Genomic DNA, 15,551 nt, shown 5'->3' on the forward strand with positions numbered 1-15,551 from the left:
CCCGATCCCTCGCAGAAAGCCCCGTTGCATGGCCATCCACGTCGCCCTGAGCCACATCACGCACTACCGCTACGACCGCCTGGTGCGACTGGGCCCGCAGGTGATCCGCCTGCGCCCCGCGCCGCACGCACGGGCCAAGGTGCTCTCGTATTCGCAGCGCATCGAGCCGGCCAACCACTTCATCAACTGGCAGCAGGACCCATTCGCCAACTACCAGGCACGGCTGGTGTTTCCCGAGCCCACCACCGAGTTCAATATCACGGTGGACTTGGTGGTCGAGATGGCGGTGCACAACCCGTTCGACTTCTTCCTCGAGCCGCACGCCGAACAGGTGCCCTTCGCCTACGCCGAGGCCCAGCGCGCCGAGCTCGCGCCCTACCTCGCCACCGAGCCGCTCACGCCGCTGCTGCAGGCCTACCTCGACGGCATCGACCGCGCGCCGCAGCGCACGGTCGATTTCCTGGTGCACCTGAACCAGCGGCTGCAGCAGGACATCGCCTACACCATCCGCATGGAGCCCGGCGTGCAGACGCCCGAGCAGACCCTGCAGCTCAAGCGCGGCTCGTGCCGCGACAGCGGCTGGCTGCTGGTGCAGCTGCTGCGCCACCTGGGCCTGGCGGCGCGCTTCGTCTCGGGCTACCTGATCCAGCTCACGCCCGACGTGAAGGCCATCGACGGCCCCAGCGGCCCGAGCCAGGACTTCACCGACCTGCACGCCTGGTGCGAGGTGTTCCTGCCCGGCGCGGGCTGGATCGGCCTGGACCCGACCTCGGGCCTGCTCGCGGGCGAAGGCCACATTCCGCTGGCCTGCACGCCGCAGCCGGGCAGCGCCGCGCCCGTCGAGGGCCTGATGGACGAGGCCGAGGTGCAGTTCGAGCACCACATGCAGGTCACGCGCATCCACGAGTCGCCGCGCGTGACCAAGCCCTACACCGACGACCAGTGGGCCGCGGTGCTCGCGCTCGGCGAGCAGGTGGACGCCGACCTGGTCAAACACGACGTGCGCCTCACGCAGGGCGGCGAGCCCACCTACGTGGCCACCGGCGACCGCGACGCCGCCGAATGGAACACCGACGCGCTCGGCCCGACCAAGCGCGGCTACGCCACCGAACTGCTCGACCGGCTGCGCGCGCAGTACGGCCACGGCGGCTTCGTGCACATGGGCCAGGGCAAGTGGTACCCGGGCGAGCAATTGCCGCGCTGGGCGCTCTCGGTGTTCTGGCGCGCCGACGGCCAGCCCTGCTGGAACAACCCCGCGCTGCTGGCCGACGAGCGCGACGAGGCCCACCACAACAGCGACGACGCGCGCCGCTTCACGCAGGCGCTGGCGCGCCGCCTGGGCATCGCCTCGCGCTACATCACGGCCGGCCACGAGGACACCTGGTACTACCTGTGGCGCGAGCGCCGCCTGCCGGTCAACGTGGACCCGTTCGACAGCAAGCTGTCCGACGAGCTCGAACGCGTGCGCCTGCGACGCGTGTTCGACCAGGGGCTGGACGCCGTGGTGGGTTACGTGCTGCCGCTGCAGGCCAACGCGGGCAACCCCGCGCTCGGCGGCACGGTGTGGTCCACCGGCCCCTGGTTCTTCCGCGACGAGCGCATGTACCTGGTGCCCGGCGACTCGCCCATGGGCTACCGCCTGCCGCTGGACTCGCTGCCCTGGGTGAGCGCGGGCGATTACCCCTACCACATCGAACAGGACCCGTTCACGCCGCGCGCGCCGCTGCCGGCGGCCACGCCCTGGCGCCAGCAGTCGCGCGATTCGGCCGATGCCGCGTGGTTCGAGGCTTCGGACCCGCGCACGGCCGGCGCGGCCACGGGTGCCGGCACCGGCCCGAACACGGAGGCCGGCACCGGCCCCGCCAGCGCCGGCACGGCACGCGCGCCGCAGCGCGGCGAATCCGCCGGCTGGCTCACGCGCACCGCCCTGTGCGTCGAGGCGCGCGACCCGCAGCGCGCCAACGGCCCCAAGGCCGAAAAGGCCGAGGGCGGCAAGCGCCAGCACCTCTACGTGTTCATGCCGCCGCTCGCGCGGCTCGAGGACTACCTGAACCTGCTGGCCGCGGTCGAAGACACGGCCGAACGCCTGAACCTGCCCATCGTGCTCGAGGGCTATCCGCCGCCGCGCGACCCGCGCCTGAAGGTGCTACAGGTCACGCCCGATCCGGGCGTGATCGAAGTCAACATCCACCCCGCGCACAGCTGGGGCGAGCTGGTGGAGCACACCGAATTCCTGTACGAGGCCGCGCACCAGACGCGCCTGTGCGCCGAGAAGTTCATGACCGACGGCCGCCACACCGGCACCGGGGGCGGCAACCACTTCGTGCTGGGCGGCGCCACGCCGGCCGATTCGCCCTTCCTGCGCCGTCCCGACCTGCTCGGCAGCCTGCTCGGCTTCTGGCACAACCACCCCTCGCTGAGCTACCTGTTCAGCGGCCTGTTCATCGGCCCCACCAGCCAGGCCCCACGCGTGGACGAAGCGCGCAATGACCAGCTGCACGAGCTGGAGATTGCGCTCGAACAACTCGATCGCGCCAAAGGCATCTACGGCGACCACGTGCCGCCCTGGTTCGTCGACCGCACGCTGCGCAACATCCTCGTCGACGTCACCGGCAACACCCACCGCAGCGAGTTCTGCATCGACAAGCTCTACTCGCCCGATGGCCCCACGGGCCGCCTCGGCCTGCTCGAGTTGCGCGCCTTCGAAATGCCGCCGCACGCGCGCATGAGCGTGGCCCAGCAGTTGCTGCTGCGCGCGCTGGTGGCGCGCTTCTGGCAGCAGCCCTACAAGGCGCCGCTGGCGCGCTGGGGCACCGAGCTGCACGACCGCTGGCTGCTGCCCACCTATTTGCGCCTGGACTTCGAAGACGTGATCGCCGAGCTGCGCGACTTCGGCTACGCCTTCGACATGGCCTGGTTCGCGCCGCATTTCGAGTTCCGCTTCCCGCTGATCGGCGAGGTCGCGGCGCGCGGCATCGAGCTCACGCTGCGCAGCGCGCTCGAGCCCTGGCACGTGATGGGCGAAGAAGGCGCCATCGGCGGCACCGTGCGCTACGTCGACTCCTCGCTCGAACGGCTCGAGGTGCACGTGCGCGGCTGGACCGACCGCCGCCACGCCATCACCTGCAACGGCCGAGTGCTGCCGCTGCACAGCACCGGCGTGGCCGGCGAGTACGTGGCCGGCGTGCGCTACAAGGCCTGGGCGCCGCCCTCGGCGCTGCACCCCTCGATCGGCGTGCACGCGCCGCTCACCTTCGACATCGTGGACACCTGGATGCAGCGCTCATTGGGCGGCTGCCGCTACCACGTGGCGCACCCGGGCGGACGCAACTACGACACCTTCCCCATCAACGCCTTCGAGGCCGAAAGCCGCCGCCTTGCGCGCTTCTTCCAGATGAACCACACCCCCGGCCGGATGCAGGTGCAGGCCGAGGCCGTCAACCGTGAATTCCCGTGCACGCTGGACATGAGACGCTGATCGCGTTCGTGGGCGCCCGGGCATACTGCGCGCCGTGAACCAAGATCCCGGCGATTCGCTCTTTGACGCCCTGCTGCCCGAACAACCGGGCGAGTGGGCGCAGTCCCTGGCCATGCGCGCCGACGCAGGCCACCTCGACGAACTGCGCGGCGACGGCCCGCACGGCCTGGCCCCCCCCTGGGCCGACTTCTTCGAGCACATCGGCCAGGAAGGCCTGGCCGACCTGAACCGCCGCGCCGAGAACCTGCAGCGCCAGATCCGCGACAACGGCGTCACCTACAACGTCTACGCCGACGAAGGCGGGCTGCAACGCCCCTGGTCGCTCGACCTCTTCCCCATGCTCGTGGGCCCGGCCGACTGGGCGCAGATCGAGGCCGGCGTGCGCCAGCGCGCGCGCCTGCTCAACGCCATGATGGCCGACCTCTACGGCCCGCGCGAACTGCTCAAGCGCGCGCTGCTGCCCGCGGCGCTGGTGCAGGGCCACCCGGGCTACCTGCGCGCCATGCAGGGCGTGCGCCCGGCCGGTGGCACCTGGCTGCACATCGTGGGCTTCGACCTCGCACACGGTCCCGACGGCCGCTGGTGGGTGGTGGGCCAGCGCACCCAGGCACCCTCGGGCCTGGGCTACCTGCTCGAGAACCGCATCGCCATCGCGCGCCAGTTTCCCAAGGCCTTCACGGGGCTGCGCGTGCAGCGCCTGGCCGCGAGCTACCGCGCGCTCATGGACGGCATCAAGGCCATCGCGCCCGAAGGCGAGAACGCGCGCATCGCGCTGCTCACGCCCGGCCCCTACAACGAAACCTACTTCGAGCACGCCTACCTCGCGCGCTACCTCGGTCTCATGCTGGTCGAGGGCAACGACCTCACGGTGCGCGACCAGCGCGTGTTCCTCAAGACGCTGGGCGGGCTCGAACCGGTGCACGCGCTGATCAAGCGCCTCGACGACGAATGGCTCGACCCGCTCGAGCTGCGCGCCGACTCCACCCTGGGCGTGCCCGGCCTGCTGCAGGCGCTGCGGGCGGGCAACCTCGTGCTGGCCAACGCGCCCGGCTCCGCGCCGCTCGAATCGAGCGCCCTGCTCGGCTTTTTGCCCGCCATCAGCGAGCACCTGCTCGGTGAGCCGCTGGCCATGCCCTCGCTGGCCACCTGGTGGTGCGGCGAAGACGCGGCCCTGCGCAGCGTGTTGCCGCTGCTCAAGGGCGGCGTGATCAAGCCCACCTACCCGCGCTCGGGCCTGGACACCGCGATCGGCCAGGCCCTGGGCGCGCGCGAGCTCGACGAGTGGTCGGGCCGCATGGCGCGCCGGCCCGAGGACTACACCGTGCAGTCCTGGCTGCCGCTGTCGCAAACGCCCACCTGGGACGGCGAACGCATCCTGCCGCGCTCCACGCTGCTGCGCGTGTTCGCGCTCGCCGACGGCACGGGTTCGTGGCACGTGCTGCCGGGCGGCCTGGTGCGGCTGGCCCCGCGCGGGCAGCTCGTGGCCGCCATGCAGCGCGGCGGCAGCAGCGCCGATTGCTGGGTGCTCACCGACGGCCCGGTCGACCACGCCACGCTCACGCAAAGCCAGCCCAGCACCTTCGCCATCGCGCAGCAGAAGCGCCCCGTGACCAGCCGCGCCGCCGAGAACCTGTTCTGGCTCGGCCGCTACACCGAGCGCGCCGAAAACACCGTGCGCCTGGCCGAGATCGTGCTCGACCAGCTCGACGGCGAAGAGCCCGGCACGCCCGCGCTGCTGGCCTGGCTGTCGGCCGTGGCGCGCGAGAACGCGCTGGTGTTGCCCGACGCGCCCGATGCCACGCAGTCGTCGCGCGTGTTCGCGCGCTGCCTCATGGCCAACCTCGCGCCGCCGCCGCACGACCCGCAGGCCGGCAGCTCGTTCAGCGTGGGCTTCAACCTGGGCGCGCTCAAGGCCGCGGCCTCACAGGTGCGCGAGCGGCTCTCGCGCGAGCACTGGAAGCTCATCGAGCTCACGCACGCGGGCTTCATGGGCTCGGCCGCGCAGCTCGCCGAAGAAGCCGAGTACGCCACGGGCGACGCGCAGTCCATGCTGCAGGAGGCCAGCGAGATGCTCGCCGCCATCACCGGCTCGCAGACCGACCGCATGGTGCGCGACGACGGCTGGCGGCTCTTGTCCGTGGGCCGCCACATCGAGCGACTGATCACGCTGTCGCGCGCGCTCGCGCTGGGCCTGGAAACCGGCAGCCTGCACGAGCCTGCGGGCTTCGAGGCCATGGTGGCGCTGTTCGACTCCACCATCACCTTCCACGCGCAGTACCAGCAGCGCCGCGACATGGTCGCGCTGATCGACCTGCTGGTGCTCGACCCCGACAACCCGCGCTCGCTGGCCTGGGTGGTCAAGACCCTGCGCGCGCGCCTCGCGCGCCTGGGGCAGAACGTGGCGCCGCAAGACGCCGAGTTCGCGCGCGAACTGCCCGACCCCGCGCACTGGTCGCTCACCGAACTCAGCCACTGGCAGCGCGACGGCGACGGCCAGCGCCGCTGGAGCGCGCTCGCCAGCGTGCTGGCCGATTGCGAGATCGCGGCCATGGACCTGTCGGAGGCCATCGCGCGGCTGCACTTCAGCCACGCCGACCGCCGCAGCCAGAGCCTGAGCGCCTGAGGGAGCCCGCGATGGAATTGCGCATCCGCCATTGCACCACCTACCGCTACCAGAGCCCGGTGGACATGGCGCAGCACATGCTGCACCTCACGCCGCGCGAAACCCCCACGCAGCGCGTGCTCGCGCACCGGCTGGCGATCGCGCCCGAGCCCGCCACCGTGCACCAGACCCTGGACGCGCACGGCAACCTGCGCACCTTTTTTGCGCAGGAAGCACCACACGAGGCGCTGAGCGTGCTGGCCGACAGCACGGTACACACCCGCGCGCCCCAGCCCTTGCCCGAAGGCGCACCATGGCGGGGCATGGCCTGGGAGCGCGTGCGCGAGCACTTCCGCTACCGGGTGAACGCGCCCTACGAGGCCGCGGCCGAGTTCGTCTTCGCCTCGCCCATGGTGCCGCGCGACGAGGCCTTCAGCGAATGGGCGCGCCCGGCCTTCGAACCCGGCCTGCCGCTGCTGCAGGCCGCGCGCGCGCTCATGGAGCGAATCCACACCGAGCTGCGCTACGAAACCGCGAGCACCGAGGTCAACACGCCCGCGCTCGAAGCGCTGGCCCAGGGCAAGGGCGTGTGCCAGGACTTTGCCCACATCATGATCGGCTGCCTGCGCAGCCTGGGCCTGCCCGCGCGCTACGTGAGCGGCTACCTGCTCACGCAGCCGCCCCCGGGCAAGCCGCGCCTGATCGGCGCCGACGCCTCGCATGCGTGGGTGTCGGTCTACGCCCCCGCCAGCGGCGACACGCCGGGCCAGTGGTTCGACTTCGACCCCACCAACAACCGCTGCGGCGCGGGCAGCCCGGGCGAGGACTACGTGATCCTCGCGATCGGCCGCGACTTCAGCGACGTCTCGCCCATGCGCGGCGTGATCCAGGGCGGCGCGCAGCACACGCTGGAGGTGGCGGTGACGGTGGCGCCGCCGGCGGAACTGGAAGGGCGCGAGCTCGATCCGCGCGAAGGGCGCTGACGCCCCGGTCGATAGAATCGATCGCTCCTTTCAACCGCCTTCCTGGAGCGACCGATGAGCGCACTCGCCAAGCTCAAGCAACTGGGCATCACCCTGCCCCCCGTGGCCGTCCCGGCCGCCGCCTACGTGCCCTTCGTGCAGACCGGCAACCTCGTGTTCATCAGCGGCAACATCGCGCGCAAGAACGGCCAGGCCTGGGTCGGCCAGCTCGGCCTGACCATGACCACCGACGAAGGCAAGGAAGCCGCGCGCTCGGTGGCCATCGCCCTGATGGGCACGCTGCAGGCCGCCTGCGAAGCGGCCGGCAAGACGCTCGACGACGTCAAGCGCATCGTCAAGGTCATGAGCCTGGTCAACAGCACGCCCACCTTCACCGAGCAGCACCTGGTCACCAACGGCTGCAGCGAACTGCTGGGCGAGGTCTTCGGCTCGGCGCACGCGCGCAGCGCCTTCGGCGTGGCGCAGTTGCCCATGGGCGCCTGCGTGGAGATCGAGCTGATCGCCGAGCTGGGCTGAGGGCTGGGGCTCAGGCCGACAGCTGCGCCAGCCACGGCGCGGCCTCGGCGATGTGCAGGCCATCGCGCCATTCGGGCTGGCGCAACTGGCGCACGATCTGCACGGCCTCGGCATTCGGAAACTGATCGGCGAAGCGACGCAGCGCCCGGTGCGGCGCGGCATCGGCCCACTTGCATTCGATCAGGTGGGTCAGGCGCTGCTCCTCGGCCAGGGCAAAGTCGACCTCAGTGCCGTCCTTGGTGCGCAGGTAGTGCAACTGCACGGGCTTGCCGTGGGCGTCCTGCTCGTACTGGGCGTGCTTGAGCAGCATGCCCGCCACCGCGTTCTCGAACCGCACGCCGTCGTCTCCACGCACCACGCCGGTGTCGAAAAAGTAGACCTTGGGACTTTGCAGCAGTGAACGTGCGATGTTGTGGTGCCAGGGGGTCACCGTGAACACCACGAACAGTGCCTGCAGGATGTCGAGGTAGCGTTTGAGCGTGGTGGGTGAAACCGCCAGGTCGCGCGCGATCGAGGCCAGCGACAGCGGCGAGCCCACGCGTTCGCGCAGCAGTTCCACGAAGAGCTTCATGGTGCCGATCTCCTGCACGCGCGAGAAATCGACGATGTCCTCGCGGATGAGGTCGGTGAAGTACTGCTGGCGCCAGCGGGCCGCTTCGGTGGCGTTGGGCGCCAGGGCAGGTTCGGGAAAGCCACCGCGTTCCAGCAGGTGGCTCAGCGCCGCCTCGGGTTCGGCCCCCTGCTGCTCACACCATTCGCGCACCGAGATCGGGTGCAGGCGCCAAGCCAGGTAACGGCCCGCCAGCGATTCGCCGCTCTGGCGAAACGTGTCCATGCGCGCGCTGCCCGTGACCAGGATGCGCTGGCCCGCGGCCCTGCCGTCGGCGATGCCCTTGAGGCGCTGTTTCCAGCCCGGCATCTTGTGGATTTCGTCGAGCACGAGCAGCGGCGCCTTCGGATTCCAGCTCTGGCGTTCAAGCACCCCTCGGTCGGCCGGAACGTCCCAGTTGAGGTACTGAGCCCCGGGCTGTGACGCCATCAGCTGTCGGGCGAGGGTGGTCTTGCCCACTTGGCGCGGCCCGGTGAGCACCACGATCTTGCGGTTCAGGTCCGCAATGACGTGGTTGTCGAGGTAGCGCTTCATGCGACCATTTTATGGTCAACTGGAAAAAAGTCGCGACTTTTTTCCAGTTGACTGCCGTTTGGTCGCGTTTTCGCCGTCACTCCACGCGCGTGATGCGCGCGGGCTTGAAGCCCAGATCGGCCGCCTTGCCCTTGCGGCCGCGGCCGGCCTTGGCGTTGTTGAGGCTGCGGATCTCCAGCGTTTCGTCGCGCTCCTTGCCGCCGCGGCCGATGCCCTCGATCTTCACGCTGCGCGTGTAGGCCGCGGCGCCCGCCAGCGTGTCCTTGGGTTCCAGGTCGATCAGCATCAGGCCGCGACCGCCCTTGTCCATCTGCTTGAGCTCGCCGATCTCGAAGGTGAGGATGCGCCCGCCGGTGGACGCGCAGCACACGTGCGTGGCCGGCGCGAGCGGCTGGCTGCCGCTGCCGAAGGCCGCGTGCGAGGGCGCGCACGGCACCTCGCCCTCGCCGAGGTTGATGAAGGTCTTGCCGCCCTTCTGGCGCGACACCATGCTCTCGACCGTGGCGATGAAGCCGTAGCCGCCGCTGCTGCTCAGGAGCAGCGCCGCGTTCGCCGGGCCGGCGAAGTAGTGCAGCGGCTGGGTGCCGCTTTCCAGGTCGATCAGCGTGGTCACGGGCTGGCCGTCGCCGCGCGCGCCGGGCAGGCTGGCCACGGGCACCGAGTACACGCGGCCGTTGCTGCCGATCACGATCAGCGTGTCCACCGTGCGGCACTCGAAGGTGCCGTACAGGCCGTCACCGGCCTTGAAGGCGAAGGCGCCGGCGTCGTGGCCGTGGCCGGTGCGCGCACGCACCCAGCCCTTGCTCGACACCACCACCGTCACCGGTTCGTCGACCACCTTGATCTCGGCCACGGCCTTCTTCTCGGCCTGGATCAGCGTGCGGCGCTCGTCGGCGAAGACCTTGGCGTCGGCCTCGATCTCTTTCACCATCAGGCGGCGCAGGCTGCTCGGGTTGGCCAGGATGTCTTCGAGACGGCCCTGCTCTTCGCGCAACTCCTTGAGCTCCTGCTCGATCTTGATGGCTTCGAGCCGCGCGAGCTGGCGCAGCCGGATCTCGAGGATGTCCTCGGCCTGGCGATCGCTCAGGCGGAAGGCCTCGATCAGCGCGGGCTTGGGCTCGTCGCTGTGGCGGATGATGCGGATCACCTCGTCGATGTTGAGCAGCACGAGCTGCCGGCCTTCGAGGATGTGGATGCGGTCGAGCACCTTGTCGAGCCGGTGCTGCGAACGCCGCGTGATGGTGGTCTGGCGGAATTCGATCCACTCCACCAGCATCTGGCGCAGCGACTTCTGCACCGGCCGGCCGTCGAGCCCGATCACCGTGAGGTTGATCGGTGCCGAGGTTTCCAGGCTGGTGTGCGCGAGCAGCTGCGTGATGAGCTCCTGCTGCTCGATGCGGCTGCTCTTGGGCTCGAACACCAGGCGCACCGGCGCGTCCTTGCTCGACTCGTCGCGCACGCCGTCGAGCACCGCGAGCACGCTGGCCTTGAGCTGGTTCTGCTCCTGCGTGAGCGCCTTCTTGCCGGCCTTGACCTTGGGGTTGGTGAGCTCCTCGATCTCTTCGAGCACCTTCTGCGAACTCGTGCCCGGCGGCAGTTCGGTGACCACGAGCTGCCACTGGCCGCGCGCGAGGTCTTCGATCTTCCAGCGTGCGCGCACCTTGAGGCTGCCGCGGCCCGTGCGGTAAGCGTCGGCGATGTCGCCCGCGGGGCTGATGATCTGGCCGCCGCCCGGGTAGTCGGGGCCGGGGATCAGGCCGAACAGCTCGTCGTCGCCCAGCTTGGGGTTCTTCACCAGCGCCACGCAGGCGTCGGCCACCTCGCGCAGGTTGTGGCTGGGCACCTCGGTGGCCAGGCCCACGGCGATGCCGCTCGCGCCGTTGAGCAGGTTGAAGGGCAGGCGCGCGGGCAACTGCCGGGGCTCGGTGGTGGAGCCGTCGTAGTTGGACACGAAGTCGACCGTGCCCATGTCGATCTCGTCGAGCAGCAGCGTGCTGATCTTGGCCAGCCGAGCCTCGGTGTAGCGCATGGCCGCGGCGCCGTCGCCGTCGCGCGAGCCGAAGTTGCCCTGGCCGTCGATCAGCGGGTAGCGCTGCGCAAAGTCCTGCGCCATGCGCACCAGCGCGTCGTAGGCGGCCTGGTCGCCGTGCGGGTGGAAGCGGCCGAGCACGTCGCCCACCACGCGCGCGCTCTTCACGGGGCGCGCGGGCGTGTTGTTGTTGGGCCCGCCGTAGCTCAGGCCCATGCGGTCCATGCTGTAGAGGATGCGGCGCTGCACCGGCTTCTGGCCGTCGCACACGTCGGGCAGGGCGCGGCCCTTCACCACGGAGAGCGCGTACTCGAGGTAGGCGCGCTGCGCGTAGGCGGCCAGGCTGTCGTCGGGCTCGGCCGTCGCCAGGGGCAGTTCGGGGGTGGTCTCGTCGGTCATCAGATGTCCACCTCCACGGCGTCACCGTGGAGTTCCATGAGTTCTCGCCGCGCAGCGGCTTCGCCTTTGCCCATGAGCTGGGTGATGCGCGCTTCGGTGGTCGCGAAGTCGTGCGCGCCCAGGGTGACGGGCAGCAGGCGGCGCGTGTCGGGGTTGAGCGTGGTGTCCCAGAGCTGCTCGGCGCTCATCTCGCCCAGGCCCTTGAAGCGGCTCACCTGGCATTTGTCGGCGGGCACGCCTTCCTTGGCGGCTTTGTCCAGGATGGCCTGCAGCTCGCCGTCGTCGAGCGCGTACACCTTGGCCGCGGGCTTCTTGCCGCGCGCGGGGATGTCCACGCGAAACAGCGGCGGGCGCGCCACGTACACGTGGCCGGCCTCGATCAGCTTGGGGAAGTGGCGGAAGAACAGCGTGAGCAGCAGCACCTGGATGTGCGAGCCGTCCACGTCGGCGTCCGACAGGATGCAGACCTTGCCGTAGCGCAGGCCGCTCAGGTCGGGCGTGTCGTTGGGGCCGTGCGGGTCGACGCCGATGGCCACCGCGATGTCGTGGATCTCGTTGTTGGCGAACAGGCGGTCGCGCTCGACCTCCCAGGTGTTGAGCACCTTGCCGCGCAGCGGCAGGATGGCCTGGCATTCCTTGTCGCGGCCCATCTTGGCGCTGCCGCCGGCCGAATCGCCCTCGACCAGGAAGATCTCGTTGTGGCCGAGGTCGCGGCTCTCGCAATCGGTGAGCTTGCCGGGCAGCACGGCCACGCCGCTGCCCTTGCGCTTCTCCACCTTCTGGCCCGCGCGCTGGCGCGTCTGCGCCGCCTTGATGGCGAGCTCGGCGAGCTTCTTGCCGTGCTCCACATGCTGGTTGAGCCAGAGCTCGAGCGCGGGCCGCACGTAGCTCGACACCAGGCGCACCGCGTCGCGCGAGTTCAGGCGCTCCTTGATCTGGCCCTGGAACTGCGGGTCGAGCACCTTGGCGCTCAGCACGTAGCTGGCGCGCGCGAACACGTCTTCGGGCAGCAGCTTCACGCCCTTGGGCAGCAGCGCGTGCAGTTCGATGAAGCCCTTGACGGCCTGGAACAGGCCGTCGCGCAGGCCGCTGTCGTGCGTGCCGCCCGCGCTCGTGGGGATCAGGTTGACGTAGCTCTCGCGCACCGGCGCGCCGTCTTCGGTGAAGGCCACGCACCAGGCCGCGCCCTCGCCCTCGGCGAAGCTGTCGTGCCCGCTCTCGGCATAGCCCTCGCCCTCGAACATGGGGATCACCGGGTCGGCGGTGAGCGTCTGCTGCAGGTAGTCGCGCAGGCCGCCCTTGTACTGCCAGGTCTGCACGTCGCGGGTCTTCTCGACCACGAGCTGCATGGTCACGCCGGGCATGAGCACGGCCTTGCTGCGCAGCAGGTGCACCAGCTCGTTCATGGGCAGCGCGGCCGACTCGAAGTACTTCGCGTCGGGCCAGGCGCGCACCGTGGTGCCCTGCTTGCGGTCGCCCTCGCCGCGCGCGGCCACGGCCAGCGGCTCGATCACGTCGCCGCCCGAGAAGGCCAGGCGCGCCACCTGGCCGTCGCGGAAGCTGATCACCTCCAGGCGCTGCGACAGCGCGTTGGTCACGCTCACGCCCACGCCGTGCAGGCCGCCCGAGAAGCTGTACGCGCCGCCCTTGCCCTTGTCGAACTTGCCGCCCGCGTGCAGCCGGGTGAACACCAGCTCGACCACGGGGGCCTTTTCTTCGGGGTGCAGGCCGAAGGGAATGCCGCGGCCTTCGTCTTCCACGCTCACCGAACCGTCGGTGTGCAGCGTGACCTTGATCTTCTTGCCGAACCCCGCCAAGGCCTCGTCGGCCGCGTTGTCCAGCACCTCCTGGATGATGTGCAGCGGGTTGTCGGTGCGGGTGTACATGCCCGGCCGCTGCTTGACCGGCTCCAGCCCCTTGAGGACGCGGATGGAGCCTTCGGAATAGGTGGATGGGGTGCTTGCCATGGGCGCGGATTGTAGGGGTGGATGGCGTCAAACACTGGATGCAATCACAGCCTCATGCCGGGAACCTGTTGAGCCCCGGGGTGCACGCAGGCCCGGCCCTGTGCGGGCCGGCGCCGCCTCGCGACGCCCTTCAACCCCCTCGACCCATGAACAAGACCACCTCCCATTCCCCGACCTGGCCCCGCTCGGCCGGCACCCTCGGCACCCCGTCCACGACTCCTCAGGGGCATGACCCGGCCACCGCTCTCGACAGCCACCTGCACGCGCTGGAACACCGGGGCGTGCGCTCCCTGGACCTGAGCGGCCAGGTGCTGCCCGATCCCCAGGCGTTCCTGGAACAACTGCGCACGCTCAAGGGCGCCGCGCTCGAAAGCCTGGACCTGTCGGGCACCCGCTTCGTCGGCAGCGACCCGGCCGCGGGCGAAAGCCCCCAGCCGCTGACACCGGCGCACCTCGCCACGATCGCCGACATCGTTGCCGCCTGCCCGACGCTGCGCGAACTCAGGCTCAACGGCCAAATCGGCCTCTCGGCGCAGCCTGACGATCACGACGGGGCTCCCCCCATGCACAAGCTGATGGCGGCCGTGGGCGAGAGCAACGTGGTCTGGCTCGAGCTCAGGAACTGCGGGCTGGGGCTGGGGGATTGGCCCGCCATCGAATCGGCACTCGACCAGCGAGATCCGGGTCACCGCATCCGCTCGGCGAACAAGGCCATCGAGTGCAGCGGGAAGTGGTATTCGCCCGGGAGCGAACGGGTGGCCGAGGCGAGGGGCTTCCTCGCCGCCCCGCATCGCGACCCGAGCAGCGGGTTGCAGATGCTGGACCTGAGCGGCAACGAAGACCTCTACCCGAGCCGGGACAACAACCGCACCGCCTACATGGCGCGCCTGAGCTTCATCCAGAACCTAAACCACAACACCTCGCTGAGGGAATTGCACCTGCCCTGGAGCGCCACCGAACTGCTGATCGATTCCGCTCAAGAGCTGCGCCTGCCCGACAACCACACGCTGTGCGTGCTGACGCCGTTTTCCAACGCGCTTCGCCAAAGGGTCGGGTTGAAGGACTTGATCGACGTGCTGGACCGCAATCAGCAGCACGCGGCCGTCCAGTGGCGGGCCGTCACGGTGGCGTGGATCGCAGAAACCTGTCACGGCGCGCCGCGAGACATCGCCAGACAACTCGCGTCCCACGTGCAGAACCATGCCGTGCATGCCCCGCCCGACAACCCATCCCCCCACTGACGCCAGCCCTGCGCCCACGCAGCAGGCACCTCCGCGCCCCACGGCGCATCCACCACCCGCACCGATCGCTCCATGAACGCCACCTCCCTCGCCCATCAGGGCACCGCCTCCGCACACCGCCCTTCGCCCGCCATCGCCGACAGGAAGGCGGCCTTCAGCGCGCACCTGGCCGCGCTGCGAAGCCGCCCCGGCAACACCACGCTGAGCCTTCGAGGCCAGACCCTCGAGGCCCGAGACATCGCCCTGCTGGCCGAGGTGCTCGACGAGCAGTGCGGGCTGCCGGGCGGCCTGCCTTTCAACACCATCGACTTCACCGACGCCCGGCTGCATTCCCCCCTCCCGCTGCTCACCGTGCTCGACGCCCACGCGGGCGCCGGCATCACGTGCCTCGATTTTTCGGGTGCCCAAAGCCTGGCCGACGGCCAGGCGCAGGCCAGCCCCGCCGAAGGCCTGGACGAGCCGGCGCTGCAGGCCATCATCGGCTTCGTCGGCACCAGCACCGCGCTGCGCAGCCTCACGCTCGACCGGCAACCCGCGCTGGGCCTGCTGCCCTTCATGGGTCGGCTGGCCGCGAACCAGTTCCACGACCTGCAGCCTCCGCTGTTGCGCCTGCTGGCCGCGCTCCAAGGCTCGGCGGTGGAAACGCTGGCCTTGCGGGGCTGTCAGCTGAGCCCCCAGGATTGGGGCAACCTGGACAACGGCCTGAGGCGCGCTGCCCTCAAGCACCTCGACCTCGAAGGCAATGACCAGATGGCCACGGCATCGAGCGCCGATGCATGCCTCACCTTCCTGGTCTTCCTGTGCTCGCTCGACCGCCACCCCAGCCTGGAGACGCTGCGGCTGCCGTCACAGGCCACGTCGTGGGCCCTGGCCGGTTGCAGCAAGCTGATGAAGGACCATCCGATGTGGCCCAGGCTCGCGCTGCCCGGCAACCGCCGGCTGCGGCAGGTCTCGCCCCTGATGGACTCGGACGACCAGCGGCTGGCCGGCCTGAGGCAGACCCTGCACCGCAACCAGGCGCAATGGCAGCAAGACTGGGAACGCGTGCGCACGTTCGCGCTCTGCCTGCGCGATGCCCCCGCCCCGCAAGGGCTTGGCCTTCCGCGCGAGCTCAAGCACAGGCTCGTCGGCACCGCGATCCGTCAATTGCACCTGCCCTCGTGAACCGGCCCTCTTGAGCGCGGCCGCGCGG

At 70.2% G+C, this 15,551-nt stretch carries 9 protein-coding genes; 6 read left to right on the plus strand and 3 right to left on the minus strand.

Annotated features, from left to right (window positions below; all coding sequences use genetic code 11):
• Positions 1–28 precede the first annotated feature (28 nt).
• Genes WDZ95_RS02770 through WDZ95_RS02785 form a run of 4 tightly spaced genes read left to right on the plus strand, consistent with a single transcriptional unit; the run spans position 29 to position 7,579 of the window.
• Positions 29–3,478, plus strand: a complete 3,450-nt coding sequence (locus tag WDZ95_RS02770) for a DUF2126 domain-containing protein (RefSeq protein WP_425776095.1) — start codon at positions 29–31, stop codon at positions 3,476–3,478.
• Positions 3,479–3,512: 34 nt separating this feature from the next.
• Positions 3,513–6,101: a circularly permuted type 2 ATP-grasp protein gene (locus WDZ95_RS02775; RefSeq protein ID WP_425776096.1), complete on the plus strand. Its 2,589-nt coding sequence runs from the start codon at positions 3,513–3,515 to the stop codon at positions 6,099–6,101.
• A gap of 11 nt (positions 6,102–6,112) precedes the next feature.
• Positions 6,113–7,063 (plus strand): transglutaminase family protein, encoded by a 951-nt coding sequence (locus WDZ95_RS02780; RefSeq protein WP_425776097.1) that lies wholly within the window; start codon positions 6,113–6,115, stop codon positions 7,061–7,063.
• 54 nt (positions 7,064–7,117) lie between these two features.
• A complete protein-coding gene (locus WDZ95_RS02785; RefSeq protein ID WP_425776098.1) occupies positions 7,118–7,579 on the plus strand; it encodes a RidA family protein in 462 nt (153 codons plus the stop codon).
• 10 nt (positions 7,580–7,589) lie between these two features.
• On the opposite strand, the gene WDZ95_RS02790 is transcribed toward WDZ95_RS02785, so the two are convergent.
• The 3 genes from WDZ95_RS02790 to WDZ95_RS02800 all read right to left on the minus strand — a co-directional run bounded on the left by WDZ95_RS02790 (position 7,590) and on the right by WDZ95_RS02800 (position 13,118).
• Complete coding sequence (locus WDZ95_RS02790; protein ID WP_425776099.1) at positions 7,590–8,723, minus strand: ATP-binding protein; 1,134 nt, start codon at positions 8,721–8,723, stop codon at positions 7,590–7,592.
• Positions 8,724–8,799: 76 nt separating this feature from the next.
• Positions 8,800–11,151 (minus strand): DNA topoisomerase IV subunit A, encoded by a 2,352-nt coding sequence (gene parC / locus WDZ95_RS02795; RefSeq protein ID WP_425776100.1) that lies wholly within the window; start codon positions 11,149–11,151, stop codon positions 8,800–8,802.
• Positions 11,151–13,118: a DNA topoisomerase IV subunit B gene (locus WDZ95_RS02800; protein WP_166227160.1), complete on the minus strand. Its 1,968-nt coding sequence runs from the start codon at positions 13,116–13,118 to the stop codon at positions 11,151–11,153. The genes parC and WDZ95_RS02800 overlap by 1 nt, the downstream gene beginning before the upstream one ends.
• 146 nt (positions 13,119–13,264) lie before the next feature.
• Here WDZ95_RS02800 and WDZ95_RS02805 point away from each other — a divergent pair, with 146 nt between their 5' ends.
• Both WDZ95_RS02805 and WDZ95_RS02810 read left to right on the plus strand, forming a co-directional pair.
• Positions 13,265–14,359 carry a hypothetical protein gene (locus WDZ95_RS02805; protein WP_425776101.1) on the plus strand — a complete coding sequence of 365 codons (1,095 nt, stop codon included), beginning with the start codon at positions 13,265–13,267 and terminating at the stop codon, positions 14,357–14,359.
• Positions 14,360–14,431: 72 nt separating this feature from the next.
• On the plus strand, positions 14,432–15,523 hold the full coding sequence (locus WDZ95_RS02810) for a hypothetical protein (RefSeq protein ID WP_425776102.1): 1,092 nt from the start codon (positions 14,432–14,434) through the stop codon (positions 15,521–15,523).
• Positions 15,524–15,551 lie beyond the last annotated feature (28 nt).

This window comes from Hydrogenophaga sp. T2 (assembly GCF_049843535.1).
Taxonomy (GTDB): Bacteria; Pseudomonadota; Gammaproteobacteria; order Burkholderiales; family Burkholderiaceae_C; genus Hydrogenophaga; species Hydrogenophaga crocea.

What these genes read in the sequence shown, in the direction of transcription:
- WDZ95_RS02800 (WP_166227160.1), bottom strand. Translation starts at nt 13,118, where the DNA reads ATGGCAAGCACCCCATCCACCTATTCCGAAGGCTCCATCCGCGTCCTC.
- WDZ95_RS02770 (WP_425776095.1), top strand. Translation starts at nt 29, where the DNA reads ATGGCCATCCACGTCGCCCTGAGCCACATCACGCACTACCGCTACGAC.
- WDZ95_RS02780 (WP_425776097.1), top strand. Translation starts at nt 6,113, where the DNA reads ATGGAATTGCGCATCCGCCATTGCACCACCTACCGCTACCAGAGCCCG.
- WDZ95_RS02805 (WP_425776101.1), top strand. Translation starts at nt 13,265, where the DNA reads ATGAACAAGACCACCTCCCATTCCCCGACCTGGCCCCGCTCGGCCGGC.
- WDZ95_RS02785 (WP_425776098.1), top strand. Translation starts at nt 7,118, where the DNA reads ATGAGCGCACTCGCCAAGCTCAAGCAACTGGGCATCACCCTGCCCCCC.
- WDZ95_RS02790 (WP_425776099.1), bottom strand. Translation starts at nt 8,723, where the DNA reads ATGAAGCGCTACCTCGACAACCACGTCATTGCGGACCTGAACCGCAAG.
- parC (WP_425776100.1), bottom strand. Translation starts at nt 11,151, where the DNA reads ATGACCGACGAGACCACCCCCGAACTGCCCCTGGCGACGGCCGAGCCC.
- WDZ95_RS02810 (WP_425776102.1), top strand. Translation starts at nt 14,432, where the DNA reads ATGAACGCCACCTCCCTCGCCCATCAGGGCACCGCCTCCGCACACCGC.